Consider the following 19000-nt stretch of genomic DNA (forward strand, 5'->3'; position numbering starts at 1 on the left):
TTTGAAAAGGGACTGTTTTGGACTGGGACTATGCAAACCCGTTTGTGCGGGCGATCACGCCGCAGCCAGGCGATATCGACGGACTCGATCACACCAACAATGCCGTGTATGTGCAATGGTGCGAACAGATCGGCTGGGCGCACTCGGAGCAGCTTGGCCTGAACCTGGACGACTACCGCCGCCTCGACCGGGCCATGGCGATCCGGCGCGGCGAGTACGACTATCTGCTGCCGACCGTGGTGGGCGAGTCCCTGGTCCTGGCCACGTGGCTGACCGGTGGCGACGGCAAGATCGCGATGGAACGCCGTTTTCAACTGATCCGCGCGCGCGATGGCGTCACCGTGCTGCGCGGGCGCTGGGACCTGGTATGCATCGAAATTAGCAGCGGCAAGGTGCGCCGCATGCCGGCCGAGTTTTTGAGCGCCTACCTGCCCAGTGTGGCGCCAGCCGGTTCCACGGCGTCGACAGAAGTCCATGCCGGCCGCTAAAAAACATCCCACCACGCCCGACGGGCGCTATTTTGTCGTGTCAGGCCGCCTGTGGCGCACCAGTAATCCGGCTCTTGCGCCGGATGAACGGCAAGCACTGGTCGACCAGCTCATGACGGCGCGCAGGCAAGTCGGCGCCGCAAAAAAATCGGGCGATGCCGATGCCGACCGCAGCGCCCGCGCGGCGGTCGACACGGCCAAGCGCGCCCTGGGCGAACGGGGTCCGGTGTGGTGGACCGATGGCGCACCCGATTTGAACCGGCGCATGGCCGCCAACACGCCTTACGGCCAGTGGTACGCGGACCTGCCCTGAGCGGCCCGCGTTGCGTCACCGGCATCGCATCAGAAGCCGATGGTCAGTCCCAGCTCCACCGAGCGGCCGTAACCGGGCAAGGCTTGCAAGGCCCCGCGCTGCGCGGCCAGGCCCGACAGGTACACGCCGCCCAGCGGGTCGGCATACTGCTTGTCCATCAGGTTGCTCACGCCGGCCGACAGGCGCACGTTCTTGCGCAACTGGTAGCCGGCGCGCGCGTTGAACAGCGCGTAGCCCGCCGTGTGCGGCTCCAGCCGGCGAGCGTCGGCGTGGTCCTTGTGCGCCACCAGCTTGGTCTCGACCTGGCCGCTCCACGGACCGTGGCTGTAGTCGAGCGCCAGCAGGGCGTTGGGCGGCGAGATGTGATACAGGTCGCCGCCATCGGCGCGCTTGCCGCGCGTGTAGGCCGCATTGCCCGTCAATGCCAGCGAGGCTGGCAGCGGCATGCGCCACGACAGGTTGGCGCCGTACAGCCTGGCGTCATGATTGGCGAAGCGCAGCAGGGCGCCTTGCGCGCTCTTGCTCCTGTACGGGTTGAACCGGCCCAGCGTATCGACGTCGATATAGTCGCTGACCCGGTTGTAGTACGGGTTGAGCTTGACGAACCAGCCGTCCGCCCCGCCGCCATGCCAGTGCGCGGTCAAGGCCAGGGTGGTGGCGGTTTCCGGCTTGAGGTCGATGTTGCCAACATAGCCGTTGCCATCGCCGAACCAGTTGGTCATGGTCATCGCCATCGTGCCGCGTCCCCAGGAATAGCGCTCGTACAGGTTGGGCGAGCGCGTCTTGCGCGCCGCCGCCAGCTCGTAGGTGGTATTCGCGTCGGCCTCGAAGCGCGCCAGTGCGGTCAGGTCCAGGTTGCCGTCGCGCTGGCGGCGCGCGCGCGCGTTGAACGCTTGCGCCGCCGCCGCGTCGGCCGCATTCATCATGTTGCTCGAATACGGCTGGACCGCGCCGGCGTCCATGCGCACCGATTCCCAGCGCGCGCCGAAGAGCGAGGTCCAGCGCCCGCCATGGCGGGTTTCGGCTTCGCCGTACAGCGCGATGCGGTCGCGCCGGCCATCGTTGATGTTTACATAGGTTTGCGGTCCCATCATCATCGAACCAGGAACGGCGGGCCAGAAGTCGTCCAGCCTGAACGTGTGCAGTTCGTGCCCCAACCGCACGGTGCCCGCTTCGCCCGCCGGGAGCGTGATCTTGAGCGCATAGCCGGCATTGCGGCCATCGGTCAGCATCGGCATGGTGCCGGGACGCTCGGGCGTGAAGAAGCCCATCTCGTGCCTGGTCGATTGCCAGTAAGCGCTGGCGTCGAGCTCGCCCCAGCCGAAGGTCGACAGCCAGTTCAGGTTGGCGAAGGTGGCGTCGTTGCCGGTCATGTCCATGTACTGGTTGGGGAAACCCTGGTAGGGAATGCGCTGCACGCCGGCGCGCAGCGTCAGGCGCTGGCCGTCGCCGCGCAGGGCCAGCAGCGCCGATTGGTTGGTGCTGCGGTACATGCTGGCAAGGACGCGCCGGCCGTCGCCATCGTCGTAGCTGTGGCCGCGCGCCTGCGCAACGCTGTAGCCGAAGCTCAGGCGCTCGTTCGCCACGTTGGCCGAGACGCCGGCGTTGACGGCCTCGCCGTTGCTGCGCCCGCTCAGGGACAGTTTTCCGCTGGTGACGAGGCGCTCGCCGTCGACGCCGAATACCGGCGCGGCCGATTTGACGGTCAAGGTTCCGCCGATGCTGTCGCCGCCGGCGCTGACCGGCGTGACCCCGGCCAGCACGTCGATGTGACCGATCTGGGTGGGGTCGATGTACGACAGCGGCGCGTTCATGTGATTGGCGCAGGCGGAGGTGATTTCCATGCCGTCGATCCGGATCTTGAGGCGGTCGTCGCCCAGGCCGTTGATCGTTGGCAGGCTGGACACGCCGCCGCCCTGGGCCACCCTATAGCCGGGGGTGGCGCCCAGCAGCGAGGCGGCGTCGCCGGAGCCGTTCTGCGGCGCGCGCCAGCCTTCGCCGATGGCCGAGACGATCACCCGCATGCGCGCCTCGATCGGGCCGTCGGGTGCGGTTTGGGCGCCGGCGTTGAGGGCGGCGCCGGCCAGGGCGAGGAAGGCGGGAATGTGAAGGTGTTTCATGGTGCGTCCTTGCTGGCGGAAAGTGATGGTGTGTTCAATAACGTGGTGGCGGCGGCCGGCACGAGTTGCAGCGCGAAGAAGGGGGCCGCGGGCAGGCAATACGACGCGAAGTAGAAAAAGGCGAGCGCGCTGAAGGCGGCGGCGTTAAAGCAGCGCAGCGTTCGCATCGCGATGGCGAGCGTGGTCGCTGAAGCGACAGGGGTCGGTTTCAAGATAAATCCTCGTCAAACAGGTTCGGAGCCGCGCGGATGGCGGCACAAGGCCCCGGCAAGCCGGTGGCCAAACTGGTACGGACGGTCAGGCGAGGAGGGGAGGGGCGCGCGGGTTGGCCGACGACCAGGCGTGCAGCGCTTGCGGCGCGCGATAGAACAGCGATGGGTAGGAACTGCGGCCGATCTCGACGATCAGCATGCCGGTGGGCGGCGCCGGCGGCAGGGACGAGCCGGCGTGGGTGGTGCAAAACGCGCAGTGCTGCATGGCGTGATGCGCCGAGCCGGAAGCGTCGTCGCTGGCGGCCACGTCGATCAGCCGAACGCCCTCGCTGGTGCACACTTCCATCGTCGCGGACGCCATGGCGGCGCTGCCGATGGCGGGCGCGAAGGCACTGAACAGGATGGCCAGGAAGGCGATCCAGATGTGCAGTGTTTGTCGCTTTGCCAGGGTGCTCATGCGGGCATTATAGTCGCGTTGTTGCCGTTTGAACACACGGCGACGGCGGCCGATCCGCCGGCAGGCTTTTCGATTGCGCTATCATGGCAAGATTGCAATGAACTTTTCAGGAGAAGACAGATGCGCCAATTCGAGCGTGGTGAAGTAAAACTGGGCTGGCCAATGCTGATCGTGCTGTTCGTGGCGATGATCGCTTTCCGCATCTTTTGGATGGGCAACCGCGACATCCCTGCAGATTCGCCCGAGAAAATCGCTGCGGGGCGCAACGGGACGCTCGTGTCGGAATGCGAGAATGGCCACTTCAAGGATCGGCCGGACGCCCCATGCCCGGCCGGCGACGTGCCCGTACCGCCCGAAAAACTCAAGAGCGCCGAGTGGATCAAGATTCCGCGCCCTGGCGAGAGCGGGAAAAATGCGCCGGCGCAAGCGCCGGCGAAATAGAACACCTTAGCCGATGGGGGCAGCTTGCAAAAAAACGTCATTGGATCGACGTCGAAAGCCAAGAATCTTTTGTGATGTAAATCTTCTTTTCGTTGAATAAAATTTTGATAATTATGTATTGCTGCAATATATTATTCTGATCTAAGCTGTTTTACCTGCACCGCTGTGGGGCAGCACAAGAGAGAATGACAAGCATGGATGATTTCGATGAAAACGGCTTTGACGACGTCAATCGCGCCGATTTCGACCCCACGGATTACGAACCGTTTTCCGTGCGCGACTTGCGTGGCCGGCCTGAGAATGGCGGCGTTTATTGGATGCATGAGGACGGCAATGTCATGGAATGCCTCATTTGCGGCCAGCACACCCGGCGAAAATACGATATCGCCAACAAGTTTTGTGACCTCTGTCGCCGTCGGTTGGGGGGCGCTGATGTCGCTGAGTTTCCACGTTGGTCGACGGCGCACGCTTCAGCGCACGGCCATGCGAGGAAGGATGCCTCGATTGCGCAAGAACAGCGCTATGTGCTCGGCCGGTTCGATCTTGCCTGTCGTCGTCTGTTTGCCAGCCCAGCGGATACGGCTGCGCTCGCCTGGAGCCGATTGTGGCTACGTGCCTTAGATGGCGCAACGAAGCGACAGATCCATTAAGCGCAAAAGAGCGCCCGCCGCCTTCCTCAGAAAATCTGGTCGTACAACACACGCAGCAGGTATTTGCCGTACGCGTTATCCTTGATCGGCCGCGCCAGCGCTTCCAGTTCTTCCGCGCCGATGAAGCCCTTGCGGTACGCGACTTCTTCCGGCACCGCGATTTTCAGGCCCTGGCGCTTTTCGATGGTGGCGATGAATTGCGAGGCGTCGAGCAGCGATTCATGCGTCCCTGTATCGAGCCAGGCCATGCCGCGCCCCATCACTTCCACATGCAACTGGCCGGCGGCCAGATAAGCGCGATTGACGTCGGTGATTTCGAGCTCGCCGCGCGCCGACGGACGGATTTCGGCGGCGATGTCGCACACCTGGCGGTCGTAGAAATACAGCCCGGTCACCGCGTAATTCGACTTCGGCACCTTGGGCTTTTCTTCGATCGACAGCGCATTCTGCTCGTCGCCGAATTCGACCACGCCATAGCGTTCCGGGTCGAGCACGTGATAGGCGAACACGGTGGCGCCATCGTGGTGGTCGTTGGCCTTTTTCAGCTTGTTATCGAGTTCGTGGCCGTAATAGATATTGTCGCCCAAGATCAGCGCCGACGGCCGGTTGCCCACAAACTCGCGCCCGATAATGAAGGCCTGCGCCAGGCCATCCGGCGAAGGCTGCACCGCATATTCCAGGTTGATGCCCCAGGCGCTGCCGTCGCCCAGCAATTCGCGAAAACGCGGCGTGTCCTGCGGGGTCGAAATGATCAGGATATCGCGGATCCCGGCCAGCATCAGCGTGGTGAGCGGGTAGTAAATCATCGGCTTGTCGTACACCGGCAGCAATTGCTTGGAGATGCTGGTCGTGACCGGGTACAGGCGCGATCCGGAACCACCGGCCAGGATGATGCCCTTGCGTGCGGCGCTCATGGCGCCACTCCCGTCGTCCAGTGCACATCCCGATACGCGCCCGAGGCAATCGCCGCCGCCCAGTCGCGGTTGGCCAGGTACCAGCGCACCGTGCGCGCCAGCCCGCTGGCAAAATTCTCGGCCGGCGCCCAGCCCAGTTCGCGCTGCAGCTTGCCCGCATCGACCGCATAACGGCGGTCGTGGCCAGCGCGGTCGGTCACATGCGCGATCCGGCCACGGTACGACCCGGCCGCCGGCGCTTCGGCGTCGAGCAGGTCGCACAGCGTGTGCACCACGTCGATATTGCTCATTTCGTTTTGTCCCCCCACGTTATAGACTTCGCCCGGCCGGCCGGCGTCGAGAATGCGGCGCAGCGCCGCGCAATGGTCGCCCACGTACAGCCAGTCGCGGATCTGGCGACCGTCGCCGTACACGGGCAGCGCCTGGCCGGCCAGGGCATTGGCGATCATCAGCGGAATGAGCTTTTCCGGGAACTGGCGCGGCCCGTAATTGTTCGAGCAATTGCTGGTCAGGGTCGGCAAGCCGTAGGTGTGATAACAGGCCCGCACCAGATGGTCGGACGCCGCCTTGGACGCCGCATATGGGCTGTTCGGCGCGTACGCCGATTGCTCGGTAAATGCCGGATCAAGCGGCCCCAGGGTGCCGTACACTTCATCGGTCGAAACGTGCAGGAAGCGAAAGGCGCTTTTGTCACCGCCATCGAGCTCCTGCCAATACGCGCGCGCCGCCTCCAGCAGGGAAAACGTGCCGTTGATATTGGTGGCGATGAATTCGCCGGGCGCGTTGATCGAGCGGTCCACATGGCTTTCGGCGGCAAAATGGATGACTGCGCGCGGGCGGTGCCTGGCGAGCAGTCCCGATACCAGCGCGCGCTCGCCGATATCGCCCCGCACGAAAACATGGCGCGCATCGTTCCTGAGCGGGGCCAGGTTATCCAGGTTGCCCGCATAGGTCAGTTGGTCGAGATTGATCACCGGCTCGTCGCTGTGCGCCAGCCAGTCGAGGATGAAATTGGATCCGATAAAGCCGGCGCCACCGGTGACAAGTATCATGGAGTCTCCCTAAAAGGTCGGCAAGTCGACATGCCGATTTTATGTGAAATGCGGCGCGACTGGAATGGAATTGTTTAACATTCGTGCGATCACAGATGCTCCAGAAAACACAGCTCGCAACTGATCGAGGTGATCGACAGATCGGTCGGCGAGACTTGCTGGCGCGCGCGGATCGCGTCCATCAGCGGCGCCGCGTTGCGCAAATAGGGGTCGCTGCGCACGTTGAACTGCAGCACCAGCGCGCCCACGTCGCGCAGCGCCTGCAAAAAGTCCACCGCCGTCATGCGGTTCAGATTGCTGATATACGCGTGCCAGCGCTCCGGAAACTGCTCCTTGATCTCGTGCGGCGCCATCCACAGGTGCTCCCAGTTGCATTTGCCCAGATGGCCGCCGATGGCCGAAAACCACAGCCCGTCGGCGTAGAGCGCCATCCGCCCGCCGGGCCGCAGCAATGGGCGCAGCGCGTTCAACACGCCTTTCAGGTCCGTCACATGCTCGAACACGCCGTTCGAGACGACCAGGTCGTAGCGGCCCGGATGGTCGAGCGCCAGGTCATGCACATTGCATTCGTGCATGGCGTAACTGAAATCGCCGAAGCCTTCTTCCGCCATCAGCTCGTCGAGCGGCGCATGGGTCCTGATGCCGAGGTCGATGCCGAGCACGGAGCGCGCCCCGCGCCGCGCGCTCCACAGCACTTCGTTACCCAGGCCGCAACCAAACACCAGCACGTCCTTGCCGGCCGGGTCGCCCAGCGGCAGCAGCGCCTTGTCCAGGCCCTTGACGCGCTGGCGGATGTAATCTTTCTTGCTGGCGATGTCGTCGGCGGTCATCGGGGCGAGGCTTTCATGGCTGGTGATGGAATATGTGCACCGGCAGCACTACGCCGGTGCCGGGGTCGGCCGCTTCATGCACATGCAGGTCGACGCGCAGCTCGTCGCAGCGCAAATGCCGGGCCAGGTCGCGTCCGTACCAGCGCCGCACGCTGCCCGGCGGCCCCACCTGGATCGCGGTCCACGGCCGCGCGCGCGGATCGGCGAAGCAGACCTGCAGCACGCCGCGTGGCGATAGCAGGCGCAGCAAGCGGGCAAAGGCCTCGCGGTCCCGGTCCAGGTATTCGAACATGTGGATCATGCCGATGAAATCGATACTGCCGGCGCCGTAGCCGGCCAGCGCGTCCGGCAAGCTGCCGGCGCGAACCGATGGCGCCGCGTCGCAATGGGCGAACCAGCGCGGATCGGCGCCATGCTCGGTTCCCAGCAGCAGGGCGCGCCGCCACTCCAGGTCGCCCCCGTGCAGGTCTTGCAGCACGCGTGCGCCGACGCGCTGCCGTTCCAGCGAACCGCAGGCGAGGCAGTGCGGACCGAGCTGGTCTTTGCCGAGGCGTCCGCCAGGGCCGGGGCCGAACTCCTTGCCGCCGCACAGGTTGCACACGGGTGTGGCCGGGGCCTGCATGCGCTCAAGCGCCAATTGCGTGTCCATGCGCTCCCGTCGGAAAAAATTCGCACCGCGCGTCAGGAAAACCCGCCGCGCAGCCATGGTTTATGTGAATATATCGTCGCTCCAGTTCGCTCACCCCCTCTTGCCGAGTCCCGCCATGCCAACGCCTGCCGCCAGCATCACCCGCGCCGAACGCGCCGTCCAGAACCGCCACCGTGGCGCCGTGTTGTGGCTGACCGGCCTGTCCGGCGCCGGCAAGTCGACCGTGGCCCAGGCGCTGGCGCGGCGCCTGTTCGAGATGGACTGCCGCAGCTACGTGCTCGACGGCGACCAGCTGCGCACCGGCCTGTGCGCCGACCTTGGCTTTTCGGATGCCGCCCGCAGCGAAAACATCCGCCGCGCCGGCGAACTGGCGGCGCTGTTCGCCGACGCCGGCATGATCGTCATCTGCGCCTTCATTTCGCCCTTCGCCGATGACCGCGCACAGGCCCGGGCGCTGGTTCCCGACGGCGCTTTTCTCGAAGTCTTTTGCCAGTGCCCGCTCGCGGTGTGCGAAGAGCGCGACGTCAAGGGCCTGTACCGGCGCGCGCGCGACGGCCAGCTCGCCCAGTTCACCGGTATCTCCTCGCCCTACGAGGCGCCGGCCGCGCCCGACCTGGTGCTCGACACCGCCAGCGGCTCGGTCGACGACGCGCTGGCGTCGCTGCTGCTTCTGCTGCGCGAGCGGCGCGTTACCCACGTAACCCATCAGGCGTAGGCTGCGGCCGGATCGAGCTTGCGCGCATGCGCCACCGCATACACGAAGTCGCCGGCGTCGCTGTACAAATCGTCAATCGCCATTAACGCGGCCAGCAGGCCGTCGTCGCGCTCTTCATCCAGGTTGGCCAGGACATCGTTCAGTGCGAGCATGTAGACAATGCCGCCGGCCGGCACCACCGCCGCATTCGGAAACACCGCCCGCACGCTCGGCAGGATGTTGGCGCTGTCGACGCACTCGCTCGGATCGGCCGCGCGCATGCCGGCGACGGTCGGGCGGCTCCTGCGCGCCGATATCAGGCGCCCCGGCTGGTGCGGATCGTCCAGGTAGCGCGCCGGCAGCATCCGGCGCACGCGTTCAACCAGGTCGAGCTGGTGATCGCTCCATTGCATGTAGCTCGGCGCCACGCACTCGTGCATGTAGAACAGGCCGCCGGTCTGGAGCACACGCCGGCTCCACGCGACCGCATCGAGGGTCGGGTTCATGTGGTGCAGGGCGTCGCGCCAGTAAACCAGGTCGTACTGCCCGGGCGCCACGTTGGCAAAGGCATCCGTGCCGCTGACCGACACGCGCATGCTCAAGCCCAAGGCTTCGGCCCGCGCGTGGATCGCCGCGACCCGGCTGGGGGCGATTTCATACAGGTCGAAGTGCTCGACCACGCCGGCTCTCAGCAATTCGAGCTCATGGTAGGCGGTGCCGCAGCCAACCGAAATGGCGCGCCCGAACGCGGCGCCGCCATTCTGAGCGCGCAGCAGCGCCAGGTCGCCGCCAGCGGTGCCGTCGCTTTCCTCGCCGGCGATGCGGCGGTTGATGTGGCGCACGATGGCCTTCGATTGCCACCAGCGCGTGCGCCGCGGCAAAGGCGGCGGCGCGTTCCAGTGCGCGGCGGTTTGCACGGTGTCGCTCACTGCGTCATTCATTCGATGCTCCCTGGCGGGCCTGGTCGAGCGCCGCCAGCAGCGCGCCCACCAGCGGTGGCTGCGGCGCCATCACCACCGACAGGCTGCAGCCGGCGCCGAGCCGGGCCCGCACGCTGCCCGGCAAGGCCGGATGAAATTGCGGATCGCTGCCTGTGGTGAGCAGCAAGCTGGCGCCATCGACTTCGCAAAAACGCACGGCGCGCCAGTCCTGGCCGGCATGCCCATCGGCGTCCCAGCGCCACATCAGCGCGCCCTTGGGGCCGATCAGTTCGATCGACGCCAGGCGCAGCGCCACAATGCCGTCGGCCGGGTCGAAGCGCAGGCGCTCGATGCCGGCCACGCCAGGCGGAAAGGTAAAGTGCAGCACCTGCTCGCTGCCGTCGAGCACGATCGGCAGGCTGAGCGCCTGCTCTTCGCTGAAGTCTTGCTCCGGCCCGCGCCAGAACAGCTGGCTCGCCATGCGCGGCGCCTGCGCGGGCTGGGGCTGGAAACGCAGCGGCGCGGGCGCCGCCGGCGCGGCGAACAGGGTGGCGATGTCCCCCTCGGCCGTTTTGGCCAGGAATTCGTGGTAGCTGATCAAGCCGGCGTAGGAGACGCGCTGGGCCGCGAATTGCTGGTAGTTGAGATCGGCGAGCGGATAATCGAGTAGCAGGCCATTGTTCCAGATCAGGCCGACCCCGTAATCCTCGTCCACCGTCGCGGTTAGGCCCGGATTGTGGTGGCGCAGCAGGGCGAAGGCCTTGTAGGTTTCGCCGCACCAGGTGCCGGGGCTGCGTTGCGCGCTGGTCCAGGCTTCGTTTTCGGGATTGCAGTCGTGCACCACCAGCACGCCGCCCGGATTGAGCAGCGTCGGCAAGGCGCGCAGCGCCTCGTCCACCGCCGGACGCAGGTGCACCGGATCGTAGAAAATGATGTCGAAGCGCTGCCCGGCGTGCCGTTCCAGCAGTTGCGCGAGGTCCAGGATGTCGTGTGGCGGCACCGTGGCCGCCGTGCGCAGCAGGCGCTCGGTGTTGGCCCCGTCGAGGTAGTTATGTTCGGGAATATAGGCCCGGGTCTTGCTGTCGCAGGCGACTTGCTCGAAACAGCCGGAACCGTCGAACTTTTGGTATTCAAGATAGCGCTTGAAGCCGAATTGGCGGATCAGCCGGTTGACGACGTCCGCCTTGCCCAGACGCATGGGCGTCGCCGGCCCATGCTGGCCGGGCGTGGGCAGCGTGAGCGGCGGTAAATCGAAGAACTGGCGCCGTTCGCGCACCAGGCGCTCGAAATACACCCAGCTGTGCTCGGGGGTGATCAGCGGCGGATCGGCCAGGGTCCAGTCGTCGGCGTAGCCCAGGGCGCGCATCAGCGGGTCGAGCAGCGGCCGGTAATGCGCCACATCGTCCCGGGTGAACCAGTGGCGCCAGTCGCCGGCGCCCTTGGTGCGCGTCACGCGCTGGTAAGTCGGATCGACCTTGGGGTCGGCCCGCACGGCAAGGCCGAGGTAGGCCGACAGGGCGTCCAGCCGGCCCGCCACCAGGTCTTCGTAGCGCAGGATGAACCAGTCGCCGCCATGGGCGGCGGCGAACGCCGCCAGCGCCTGGTTGGCGGCGCAGGTATGTTCCAGCAGTACCGATGGCGGCCGCAGTTGCGGAAACGCTTGCAGCGCCACCGAGGCCGGGTCCTGCTGTTTGCATTGCAGCAGCGTGGCGATGGTGCGCAGCCAGGGGGCATCGTCCATCTGGACGCGGAACGACGCCACCATGTACAGCAGCCGGCTGATGAGGTTATCGCGCGGGTCGCGCACCAGCAGGATGCGGCGCTCGAAGCCGGCGCCGAAGGCGGCGATGTCGTCGGCGCGCTCCTGTTCGAACAGCAGCTTGGCCGCCGTGTGCGGCGCCAGCGGCGGCAGGGTGGCGATGCGTTCCTCGAAATGGATCACCGGCTCGCCGCCCATCGCTTGCGCCACCGCGTACAGCAGCGCCGTGGTGCCGGTCTTGGCGGCGCCGACGATCAGGCAGCGCATTGCGCTTCTTTTTGGATCATGGATGTCGTCTCGTCAAATACTTCGCGCGGGTGCAGCCAGCGCGTGCAGGAAAAATCGGCCGTGACGGCCAGCAGCCGCTCGAGGAAGCGCCAGGTGCCATCAAGCATGACGCGGTGGTGGCTGAGGATGCCGACCGGCTCGCTCAACTGGCCGGTGCGGCGCATTTGCAAAATCGCCACCAGGCGCTCGACCAGCGCCGCCGGCTCGCGCACGCCGGCGCCGCTGCGCCAGTCGACGATGTCGAGGTGGGTATCGACGCGCACCAGCCCATCGACCGGGGTAAACGGCTCGGACAGGTATTGCGACACGCCGTAGAGGCCGAGCGCCGGCAGGCGCGCCGCCAGCGCCGGCGCCAGCTTGTTCCAGGGCGGCACCATGACCGGCATGAAGCGTTCGCCGAACAGATCGCGCATGCGTTCGCTGCCGCGCGCCAGGTCCGCTTCGGCCTCCGCCGGTTCGCGCGCCGCCCCGAATTCGCCGTTGGGCTGGTCCGGCGCCGCATGGTTGGTGTGATTCCAGCCGTGCTGGCAAAAGGCCAGGGTCGGCATCCCGTCTTCGGTGGCGCGCGCCAGGGCGGCGTCGGCCTGGGCGGGAATGACCGCCACCAGCACCGGCGCGGCGTGGCGCTGCGAGAGCGCGGCCAGGCGGCGCAGGGCGGGGCTGTCGGCGACCAGGTCGTCGTCGCGCCACCACAAACTGCACTCCAGTTCTACAGCTTCCCAGCACGCCAGTTCGGCGCGCAGCGGTGCGAACGGGTCCTCGACCACGCGCGCCGCCACGGCGGCTTGTCCGTGCCGCGCCTGCAGATACGGCAGCCAGCGCGCCGCGTCGGCGCCATCGCGCAGCAGCAGGCTGGCGGCCAGGCGCGCCGGGCTGCCCGGGTCGGCCACGTCCATGGCGATCACCGAACAGGGTGCGCAGTGCAAGGCCAGCAACCCAGCCAGGGCGGCGCCATCGCCACTAACGTACACGACGCCGCGCGCCGAGACCCTGTCGAGCGCTTCGACCACGTCCGCCGGCTCGGCGAGCGCCAGGTCGGCCGCCGTGGCGCGCCCGGCGAACCAGCGTTCATCGAGGCCGTGCGGGCCGGGCGCGGGCGCCAGCGTGCGCCAGGCCAGCAAGCCATGCGGGAGCGCCTGGAAGACGCTGCGCATCACGCGCTGGCGCGCGCTGCTGGCGCACACCGGGCAAAGCGCGTCGTGCGCCTCGCGCATGCCGGCCCCGCACAGATTGCAGTGCGCGTCGGCGAGTTGGCAGGCCCGCGTCGGCTCGCGCATCATGGCAGCTGTTCGTCGACGATGACCAGGGCCGGGTCCCAGGCCAGCAGCCAGGCGCGCACGCGCGCGATATCGGCCGCATCCTTGGCGAACAGATGGGCCACGTCGGTCGCGCCGGTGACCGGGTCGATGCCTTGCACGGCCAGCATGCCCATGCCCTTGGCGGCGCAGCCGAAGCGCTGGTACACATCGCGCCCGTAGCGGTGCACATTGGCGTAGCGGTCGACCGGAACGTCGAAGTCTTCGGTCACGGCGCGCAGCTGGCTGCCGCCGAAACCGATGTGCAGCAGCCCGCGCGGCGACAGGACGCGGTGCAGCTCGTCGAAGGCGGCCAGGTCGCGCGGAATGCATTCGAGCACGTGGCTGACGGTGAGGTAGTCGTAGCTGCCGTCCGGCCGCGCGATGGCCTGGATATCGAGGCTGCCGGGGCCGTCGTACACCGACACTTCATGGCTGCGGAACCAGGCCGGGTTGTGCGCTTGGTCCGGGCTGAACTGAAGGCTGCGGCGCCAGTCGAGAAAGCCGACCGGCATGGCCTGGAACATGTGGCGCACCACGCGCTGGCGCTCCAGCGAGCCGCAGCTTTGGCAGCAGGGAGGCGCGCCGGTGCTGGCCAGGCGCCCGGACGGGCCGGGGCCGAAGGCGGCGCCGCCGCAGATGTTGCAGGCGGGCGCGGCCGGCGTAGGCGCGGCCGGCGTAGGCGCGGCCGGCGTAGGCGCAGGCGGCGCCAGCGCTTCCGTTTGTGCCGGCGGCTCCGGCTCCTGCGCTGGCGCGCCCTGGCGGCGCAGCACGAACCAGTCCTGGAACTCGCCGTCGTCGGGGTCGCCCAGCCAGCTGCCTGGGTGGTGCGCTGCGACGGTCCAGCCTTCCTCGGCGAACACCTGGCGCAGGAAGGATTCCTTGTAGGCGATTACATGCAGCGGCTCGGCCGGGTTGTGGATGAAGGCGTGCGGGGAAATCTGCTCGGTCAGCCGGTAGCGCATCGCCGGGTGCTGGGTAGTCAGCGAAAAATCGTCCGGCAGGCGGAAAAAGGTGGCAAGCCACTTGCCGTCCGGGCGCACCAGCGGGCCGATGCGGCGCAGGTAGTGGCGGATGTCGTCCTCGTACATGTGCGTGAACACCGAAAACGAGGTGACGCAGTCGAAGCTGGCCTCGGCATAAGGCAGCTTGATGTCTTCGAACGGCAGGCCGCCCGGATTGTAGCGGGCGTTATGCACGTTGGCGAAGTCGAAATCGTAGCGGGCGGCGTCGTGCGCTTGCGCAAAGTTGCGCTTGAGCCAGTCGACTTGCGTGGACAAAATGTCGAAGCCGCGGTAGCTGCCGCGAAATCCGGCGCGCCGCAATCCGTACGCCAGGCGGCCATAGCCGCAGCCGACGTCGAGCAGGTCGCAGTCCAGGTCGACATTGTGACTGAGCACGGTGCGGCACAGGTGGTCGCAGATCGGCAAGAATGACTCGTCGGTCTCGGCCATGAAGCGCAGCTTGGCCGGTGGCAGGGGCGGCTGGAGCGCCGTTTCGGCGTTCAGGACGGCGCTCATGCGGCCTCCACGGCGGTAACTGGCGCGCTGGCGGCGACGGTGTCGGGCGCCAGCCGTGCGACGACCTGCAAGATGTCGTCGACCCGGTGCTGGAAAGTATGATTGGCAATGATCAGTTCACGCAAGCGTTTGCCTCCCCTGTCAGTTTTTGCTTTGCCGCGCTGTAGCCTGGCGACCCCGGCCGCCAGATTTTCCGGCGTGTTGTAGTAATGTACAGCATCGCCGAACAGCGCGCGGCACGCTTGCATGTCGTCGCTGACGATGGTCGCGCCGCAGGCGCCGGCGTCGAACAGGCGGTTCGACACGAATCCCTGGTCGCGCATGTCGCTCCAGTGGTCGTTGAGCACCACCTTGGCGGCCGAATAGTAATGCCGCAGGCGTGCGTTGGGAATGTAGGTCTGGCGCACCATCTGCGGCGGCAGGATGCCTTCCCACAGGCCGCCGTACACGGCCAAGTCGACCCCGCCGGCCAGCGCGTACTGCACCACCTCGCGCAGCTGGCCGCGCGAATTGCCGACGAAAATCACCTCCGGCACATCGAGTTCCTCGTCAAGCTCCGGATAGAACAGCGCCGGGTCGGTGCATTGCAGCAGCGGGCTGACCTGGTCGCCCATGCGCTCGCCCAGCCAGGCCGCAAAGCTGTTCGAGGCCACGAACGCGTGGTCGTATTGCTGCAGTTCGGTCACGGTCACATCGTCCGGATGGCTGATCAGCCAGGCCAGGTTGATGGCGGTCGGCTGCGGCTGGTACTGGGACAGCCCGCGCAGCACGATCACCACGTCGTCGGCGGCGGTCAGGCCGCAGTACCAGTCGGGCAGGATGTCGATCCGGGCCACGTGCCCGCGTTTTTCCAGGGCGCGCTTGATGCCCAGCGCGAAGTGCCAGTCGCCCCATTGCTCGCGCTGGTCCATGGACGGCACCCCGATCTTGATCGCAAAGCGCAAGGTGTGCGCGAGCAGGCCGCGCAGGCCGTCGCGGAAGGTGGCGGCGCGCACGTCGTAGGTGTGCTTTTCCAGCACCTCCCGGTGCAGCCTGGCGGCGAGCGCCTCGCGCTCCTCGTCGTTGTCGAGGTAGTGGCGCAGCAGGGCCTGGAGTTGCTGCTCGTCGTCGAAGGCCGGCAGCAGGCCGGGGAACAGTTCCTCGGCGCCGCCACGGCAGTTGGTCAGCACCAGTTTGCCGGTAGCCAAGGCGTCGAACACGCGCGAATTGAGCGAGTTCCAGTTGCGCGTGACCGGGTGGCTGTCGTCGAGCACGATCTTGGCGGAGTTGTAGATTTCGGGCAGCGCCGCGTACGGCACCGCGCCGCGCCAGTGGGCCTTCCAGTCGGGCCGGTCTTGCCAGCCGTGGCCGTAGATGGCGAATTGGTAGCGCTCGCGCGCCAGGTCTTGCAGGCCGATCGCTTCGCGCTCGGCGCCCCAGTAGCTGCCGGTAAACGTGACGTCGCTGGCGTGTTCGGGCGCAGGCGGCAGCGGCTTGAAGCGGGCCGCGTTGGCCGCGATCGGCAGCAGGGTCGCTTCGATGCCGGTGGCCTCGCGCAGATGGGCGATCGCTTTCTGCGACGACGCAAACACCAGCTGGTAGGCTTGCAGGTGCGGGGCGTCGATCCACTGGTCGACCCGGTTGCGCACCCAGGCCACCGTGACCAGGCCCGGATTGGCTTCGCTGATTTTTTCGATGGCGTAATCGTGGCGCATCACCACCAGCACGTCGGTGCCGGGTAACTGGTGGGTTGGCATGGACGCGAACATGACTTCCCAGCCGTACAGGCGGTGCAGCGCCTCGCCCAGTTCCAGCGCCGTGAAAAAGTCGCCGGCCGGGGTGCTGATGGCGGTGGCGGTGACGGCGATGGTGACCCGCAGCGGGGCCGGGCGCCACATGGTTTCGCCCTCGACCAGCGAGCGCAGGATGGTGCGGGTCAGCCGGCGTCCATAGCGCCCGATGTACAGCTTGCGGTTATTCGCGTGCAGCTTGGCCGAGTACATTTTCTGGTGCGCGCCGGCGCGGATCTTGGAGTCGCGCGTGGCGCTGCGGTTGTGCAGCGCCACGGCGGCGGTATCGCACAGCACGGACTTGCCCAGGTTCAGGCGCAGCGCCAGGCACAGGTCCACGTCTTCCATGCCGTAGACATAGCCTTCGTAAAAGCCGCCGATGGCCTTGAATTCCTCGGCCCGGCACATCAGCAGGGCGGCGGTGGCCACCGGCAGGTCGTAGCAGCCGGCCAGGTCGGCGTGCGGCTGCTCGCCGATTTCCATCGGCGCGTAATAGCGCTGGCCCTTGCCGGCCAGGGTGTCGACCTTGAACTGCACGCCCTGGTGATGGGTAACGTAGCGCCAGGCGTCGGCCCCGCTGGCGAGCGGCTCGAGCAGCTTGAGGCCGACCGCGCCGACCTGCGGATCGTCGAGGTGTTCGCGCATGAGCGCCAGGCAGTCGTGCAGCATCACCAGGTCGTTGTTGGCGAATACCAGGTAGCGCCCGCGCGCCAGGGCGGCGCCGTAGTTGTTCGAGGCCGCGAACGAAAAATTGACGCCGCGCGCCAGGATGCGCAAGGGCAGCCGTTCGGCGTATTCGGCCGCCACGGCCAGGCTGGCGTCGACCGAGCCGTGGTCGATCAGCAGCAGTTCGTAGTCGTGCAGCCAGTCGATGCGCAGCATCGATTCGAGCAGGTCGCGCAGGATGGTGGCGCCGTTCCAGTTCAGGACGATGATCGAGATCAGCGGCGTGCCGGGTTCCGCCAGCGGCGCCGGCAGGCGCGCGCGCCGGCCCTGCCACAGTTGCGGCGGCGCGCGGTGGCTGTAGTGGCCGTCCGGCAGGGGCGCGATCTGGCGTCCGAAAAAGTCGACCAGCGGGAAGCGCAGGCTGTCGTTCTCGATCTTGAGGCCCAGGCCGCCTTCGACGATCACGGCCCGGATCTTGCGCTGGGCGCCGTTCATCAGGTGGGTCGGGAACCTGACCAGGAAGGCATGGTGGCCATGCCGGTGGTCGCTGCGCAGGCGCGCACTGAAGCGGTTGGCCTCGGCCACCGCCAGCAAGGTGTCGTCGACATAGATGGCGACATGGACCGGCACCGCCGGGTTCTTGCGGTCCCACGCCCAGCCCATGATCATGCCGGTATTGAGCTGTTCGACAAACCCCTGGTAGCGCTCGGCCGGGTCGATCTTGGCCAGTTGCTCGGGCGTGAGCAGCAGCGGCACGTCGTGTTCGAGCCGGAAATTGAGCGGCATGCCGTCCACCCGCACGCTGATGCGGCGCGCCTGGCCGTCGTACAGCGCGGCCGGGAACAGCAGTTCGAAGCCGTGATTGCCCTCGGTCTGGAGCGACTTGTTGACGTCGGGCCGGGCCAGCTGGGCCTGGCCCTGGCACAGCAACTGTTCGCCCTCGTACAGGCCGACCGTGAGCACCTGGTTGGTGTCGCGCGTGTCGAGCGCCCAGCCGTGCAGGCCGTTGGAATCGATCCGATCGACCCGACCCACCACCGGATGGCGCCACGCCAGCGAGAGCGCGCCGCCCTGGGTGCGCAGGCGGCAGCGGGTGCCGTGCAGGTTGATGGCGATGGCGTGCTGTGCGCCGTCGTACAGCTTGAACGGCAGCTCGAACTTGAAGTTGAAGGGCGCGCCGGGTTCGGCGCCGGCGTCCACCGGCATTTTGCCCAGGCTGCGCGGACCGTCGTCCACGCGCAGCTCGGCCGCGCCGCCGGGCGCCCCGCGCGGATCGATCCAGCCGTACAGGATGCCGTTGCGGACGTGGTAGTTGCCGGCCTCGATAGCGGCAAACACGCTCAGTTCGCGCGGCAGCGCCAGTTGGGCGCCAAGTTCCGGCACGCGCAGGGTCAGCTGGTGCAACTGGCCGTCGAACAGCGCGTCCGGCACCGGCAGCAGGAAAACCGGGCCGCTCTCCTGCGCCGCCAGCAGCACGCCGTCGGCATGCAGTTCGATGGTCAGCGCCTGGCCCGGCCCGGCGCCGTCGATGGCGCCGCCGATGCCGGCCGCTTCCACCTGTGCGAGCACGATGGCGCCGCTGGCGTGGCGCGCCGGCTGCGCGCCGCCGTCTTGCGCGGGCGCGCGTTCCAGCTTGATGGTGGTGTCGAAGACCCAGGCTTCGAGCGTGTCGAGCGCGACCTGGGGCATGTGGCGCGGCAGCGGCCAGTGGAAGCCGAAGCCGCCGGCATCGTCGCGCTCCACGCTGCAGGTGGTAAAGCCGATCGGCTTGCCGCCGGCGCGAAACTCCAGCGCCAGTTGCTCCTGCGGGCAATTGAGGTCCAGGCACCAGCCGCTGACGCCGTCAGGACCGATGCGCTCGATCAGGCCACGGATGGCGCGCCCGGCCAGTGCGCCGTTGCCGGCGTGCTCGTTCGATACCGCGTTGCTGCTGACATCCATGCTGTCTCCTGAATCGATAAAG

17 protein-coding genes are annotated in these 19000 nt (G+C 67.1%); 5 read left to right on the plus strand and 12 right to left on the minus strand.

Annotated features, from left to right (window positions below; genetic code table 11):
• Positions 1–17 precede the first annotated feature (17 nt).
• Positions 18–488 (plus strand): thioesterase family protein, encoded by a 471-nt coding sequence (locus tag F2P46_RS00590; RefSeq protein WP_166884275.1) that lies wholly within the window; start codon positions 18–20, stop codon positions 486–488.
• Complete coding sequence (locus F2P46_RS00595) at positions 475–801, plus strand: hypothetical protein (RefSeq protein WP_166884277.1); 327 nt, start codon at positions 475–477, stop codon at positions 799–801. Before F2P46_RS00590 ends, F2P46_RS00595 begins: the two co-directional genes overlap by 14 nt.
• Positions 802–830: 29 nt before the next feature.
• Here the strand turns inward: F2P46_RS00595 and F2P46_RS00600 are convergent, their stop codons facing one another.
• The 3 genes from F2P46_RS00600 to F2P46_RS00610 form a co-directional block, all read right to left on the minus strand.
• A complete protein-coding gene (locus F2P46_RS00600) occupies positions 831–2921 on the minus strand; it encodes a TonB-dependent receptor (RefSeq protein WP_166884279.1) in 2091 nt (696 codons plus the stop codon).
• Positions 2918–3133 carry a hypothetical protein gene (locus F2P46_RS00605; protein ID WP_166884281.1) on the minus strand — a complete coding sequence of 72 codons (216 nt, stop codon included), beginning with the start codon at positions 3131–3133 and terminating at the stop codon, positions 2918–2920. Before F2P46_RS00605 ends, F2P46_RS00600 begins: the two co-directional genes overlap by 4 nt.
• Before the next feature lie 85 nt (positions 3134–3218).
• Positions 3219–3590: a DUF2946 domain-containing protein gene (locus F2P46_RS00610; RefSeq protein ID WP_166884283.1), complete on the minus strand. Its 372-nt coding sequence runs from the start codon at positions 3588–3590 to the stop codon at positions 3219–3221.
• Positions 3591–3710: 120 nt separating this feature from the next.
• On the opposite strand from F2P46_RS00610, the gene F2P46_RS00615 reads away from it, so the two are divergent.
• Complete coding sequence (locus F2P46_RS00615) at positions 3711–4031, plus strand: hypothetical protein (RefSeq protein WP_166884285.1); 321 nt, start codon at positions 3711–3713, stop codon at positions 4029–4031.
• 194 nt (positions 4032–4225) lie between these two features.
• On the plus strand, positions 4226–4681 hold the full coding sequence (locus tag F2P46_RS00620) for a hypothetical protein (protein WP_166884287.1): 456 nt from the start codon (positions 4226–4228) through the stop codon (positions 4679–4681).
• A gap of 26 nt (positions 4682–4707) precedes the next feature.
• Here F2P46_RS00620 and rfbA read toward each other — a convergent pair whose 3' ends face one another.
• The 4 genes from rfbA to F2P46_RS00640 form a co-directional block, all read right to left on the minus strand.
• The gene (rfbA, locus tag F2P46_RS00625) at positions 4708–5595 is read right to left on the minus strand and encodes a glucose-1-phosphate thymidylyltransferase RfbA (protein WP_166884289.1); all 888 of its coding nucleotides are present in this window, start codon (positions 5593–5595) and stop codon (positions 4708–4710) included.
• A complete protein-coding gene (gene rfbB, locus F2P46_RS00630) occupies positions 5592–6647 on the minus strand; it encodes a dTDP-glucose 4,6-dehydratase (RefSeq protein WP_166884291.1) in 1056 nt (351 codons plus the stop codon). The genes rfbA and rfbB overlap by 4 nt, the downstream gene beginning before the upstream one ends.
• Before the next feature lie 89 nt (positions 6648–6736).
• Positions 6737–7477: a methyltransferase domain-containing protein gene (locus F2P46_RS00635; RefSeq protein ID WP_166884293.1), complete on the minus strand. Its 741-nt coding sequence runs from the start codon at positions 7475–7477 to the stop codon at positions 6737–6739.
• A gap of 13 nt (positions 7478–7490) precedes the next feature.
• A complete protein-coding gene (locus tag F2P46_RS00640; protein ID WP_166884295.1) occupies positions 7491–8126 on the minus strand; it encodes a class I SAM-dependent methyltransferase in 636 nt (211 codons plus the stop codon).
• Positions 8127–8241: 115 nt separating this feature from the next.
• On the opposite strand from F2P46_RS00640, the gene cysC reads away from it, so the two are divergent.
• Entirely contained in the window at positions 8242–8841 is a 600-nt protein-coding gene (gene cysC, locus F2P46_RS00645) for an adenylyl-sulfate kinase (protein ID WP_166884297.1), read from the plus strand.
• Here the strand turns inward: cysC and F2P46_RS00650 are convergent.
• The 5 genes from F2P46_RS00650 to F2P46_RS00670 are packed head-to-tail and all read right to left on the minus strand — an operon-like array spanning position 8832 to position 18978.
• A complete protein-coding gene (locus tag F2P46_RS00650; RefSeq protein ID WP_166884299.1) occupies positions 8832–9761 on the minus strand; it encodes a class I SAM-dependent methyltransferase in 930 nt (309 codons plus the stop codon). The genes cysC and F2P46_RS00650 overlap by 10 nt on opposite strands.
• Positions 9754–11766 carry a hypothetical protein gene (locus F2P46_RS00655; RefSeq protein WP_166884301.1) on the minus strand — a complete coding sequence of 671 codons (2013 nt, stop codon included), beginning with the start codon at positions 11764–11766 and terminating at the stop codon, positions 9754–9756. The genes F2P46_RS00650 and F2P46_RS00655 overlap by 8 nt, the downstream gene beginning before the upstream one ends.
• Complete coding sequence (locus F2P46_RS00660; protein WP_166884302.1) at positions 11754–13067, minus strand: hypothetical protein; 1314 nt, start codon at positions 13065–13067, stop codon at positions 11754–11756. The genes F2P46_RS00655 and F2P46_RS00660 overlap by 13 nt, the downstream gene beginning before the upstream one ends.
• Entirely contained in the window at positions 13064–14602 is a 1539-nt protein-coding gene (locus F2P46_RS00665) for a class I SAM-dependent methyltransferase (RefSeq protein ID WP_166884304.1), read from the minus strand. The genes F2P46_RS00660 and F2P46_RS00665 overlap by 4 nt, the downstream gene beginning before the upstream one ends.
• Positions 14599–18978 (minus strand): glycosyltransferase, encoded by a 4380-nt coding sequence (locus F2P46_RS00670; RefSeq protein WP_166884306.1) that lies wholly within the window; start codon positions 18976–18978, stop codon positions 14599–14601. Before F2P46_RS00670 ends, F2P46_RS00665 begins: the two co-directional genes overlap by 4 nt.
• Positions 18979–19000 lie beyond the last annotated feature (22 nt).

This window comes from Massilia sp. CCM 8734 (assembly GCF_011682155.1).
Classification (GTDB): domain Bacteria; phylum Pseudomonadota; class Gammaproteobacteria; order Burkholderiales; family Burkholderiaceae_D; genus Telluria_A; species Telluria_A rubra.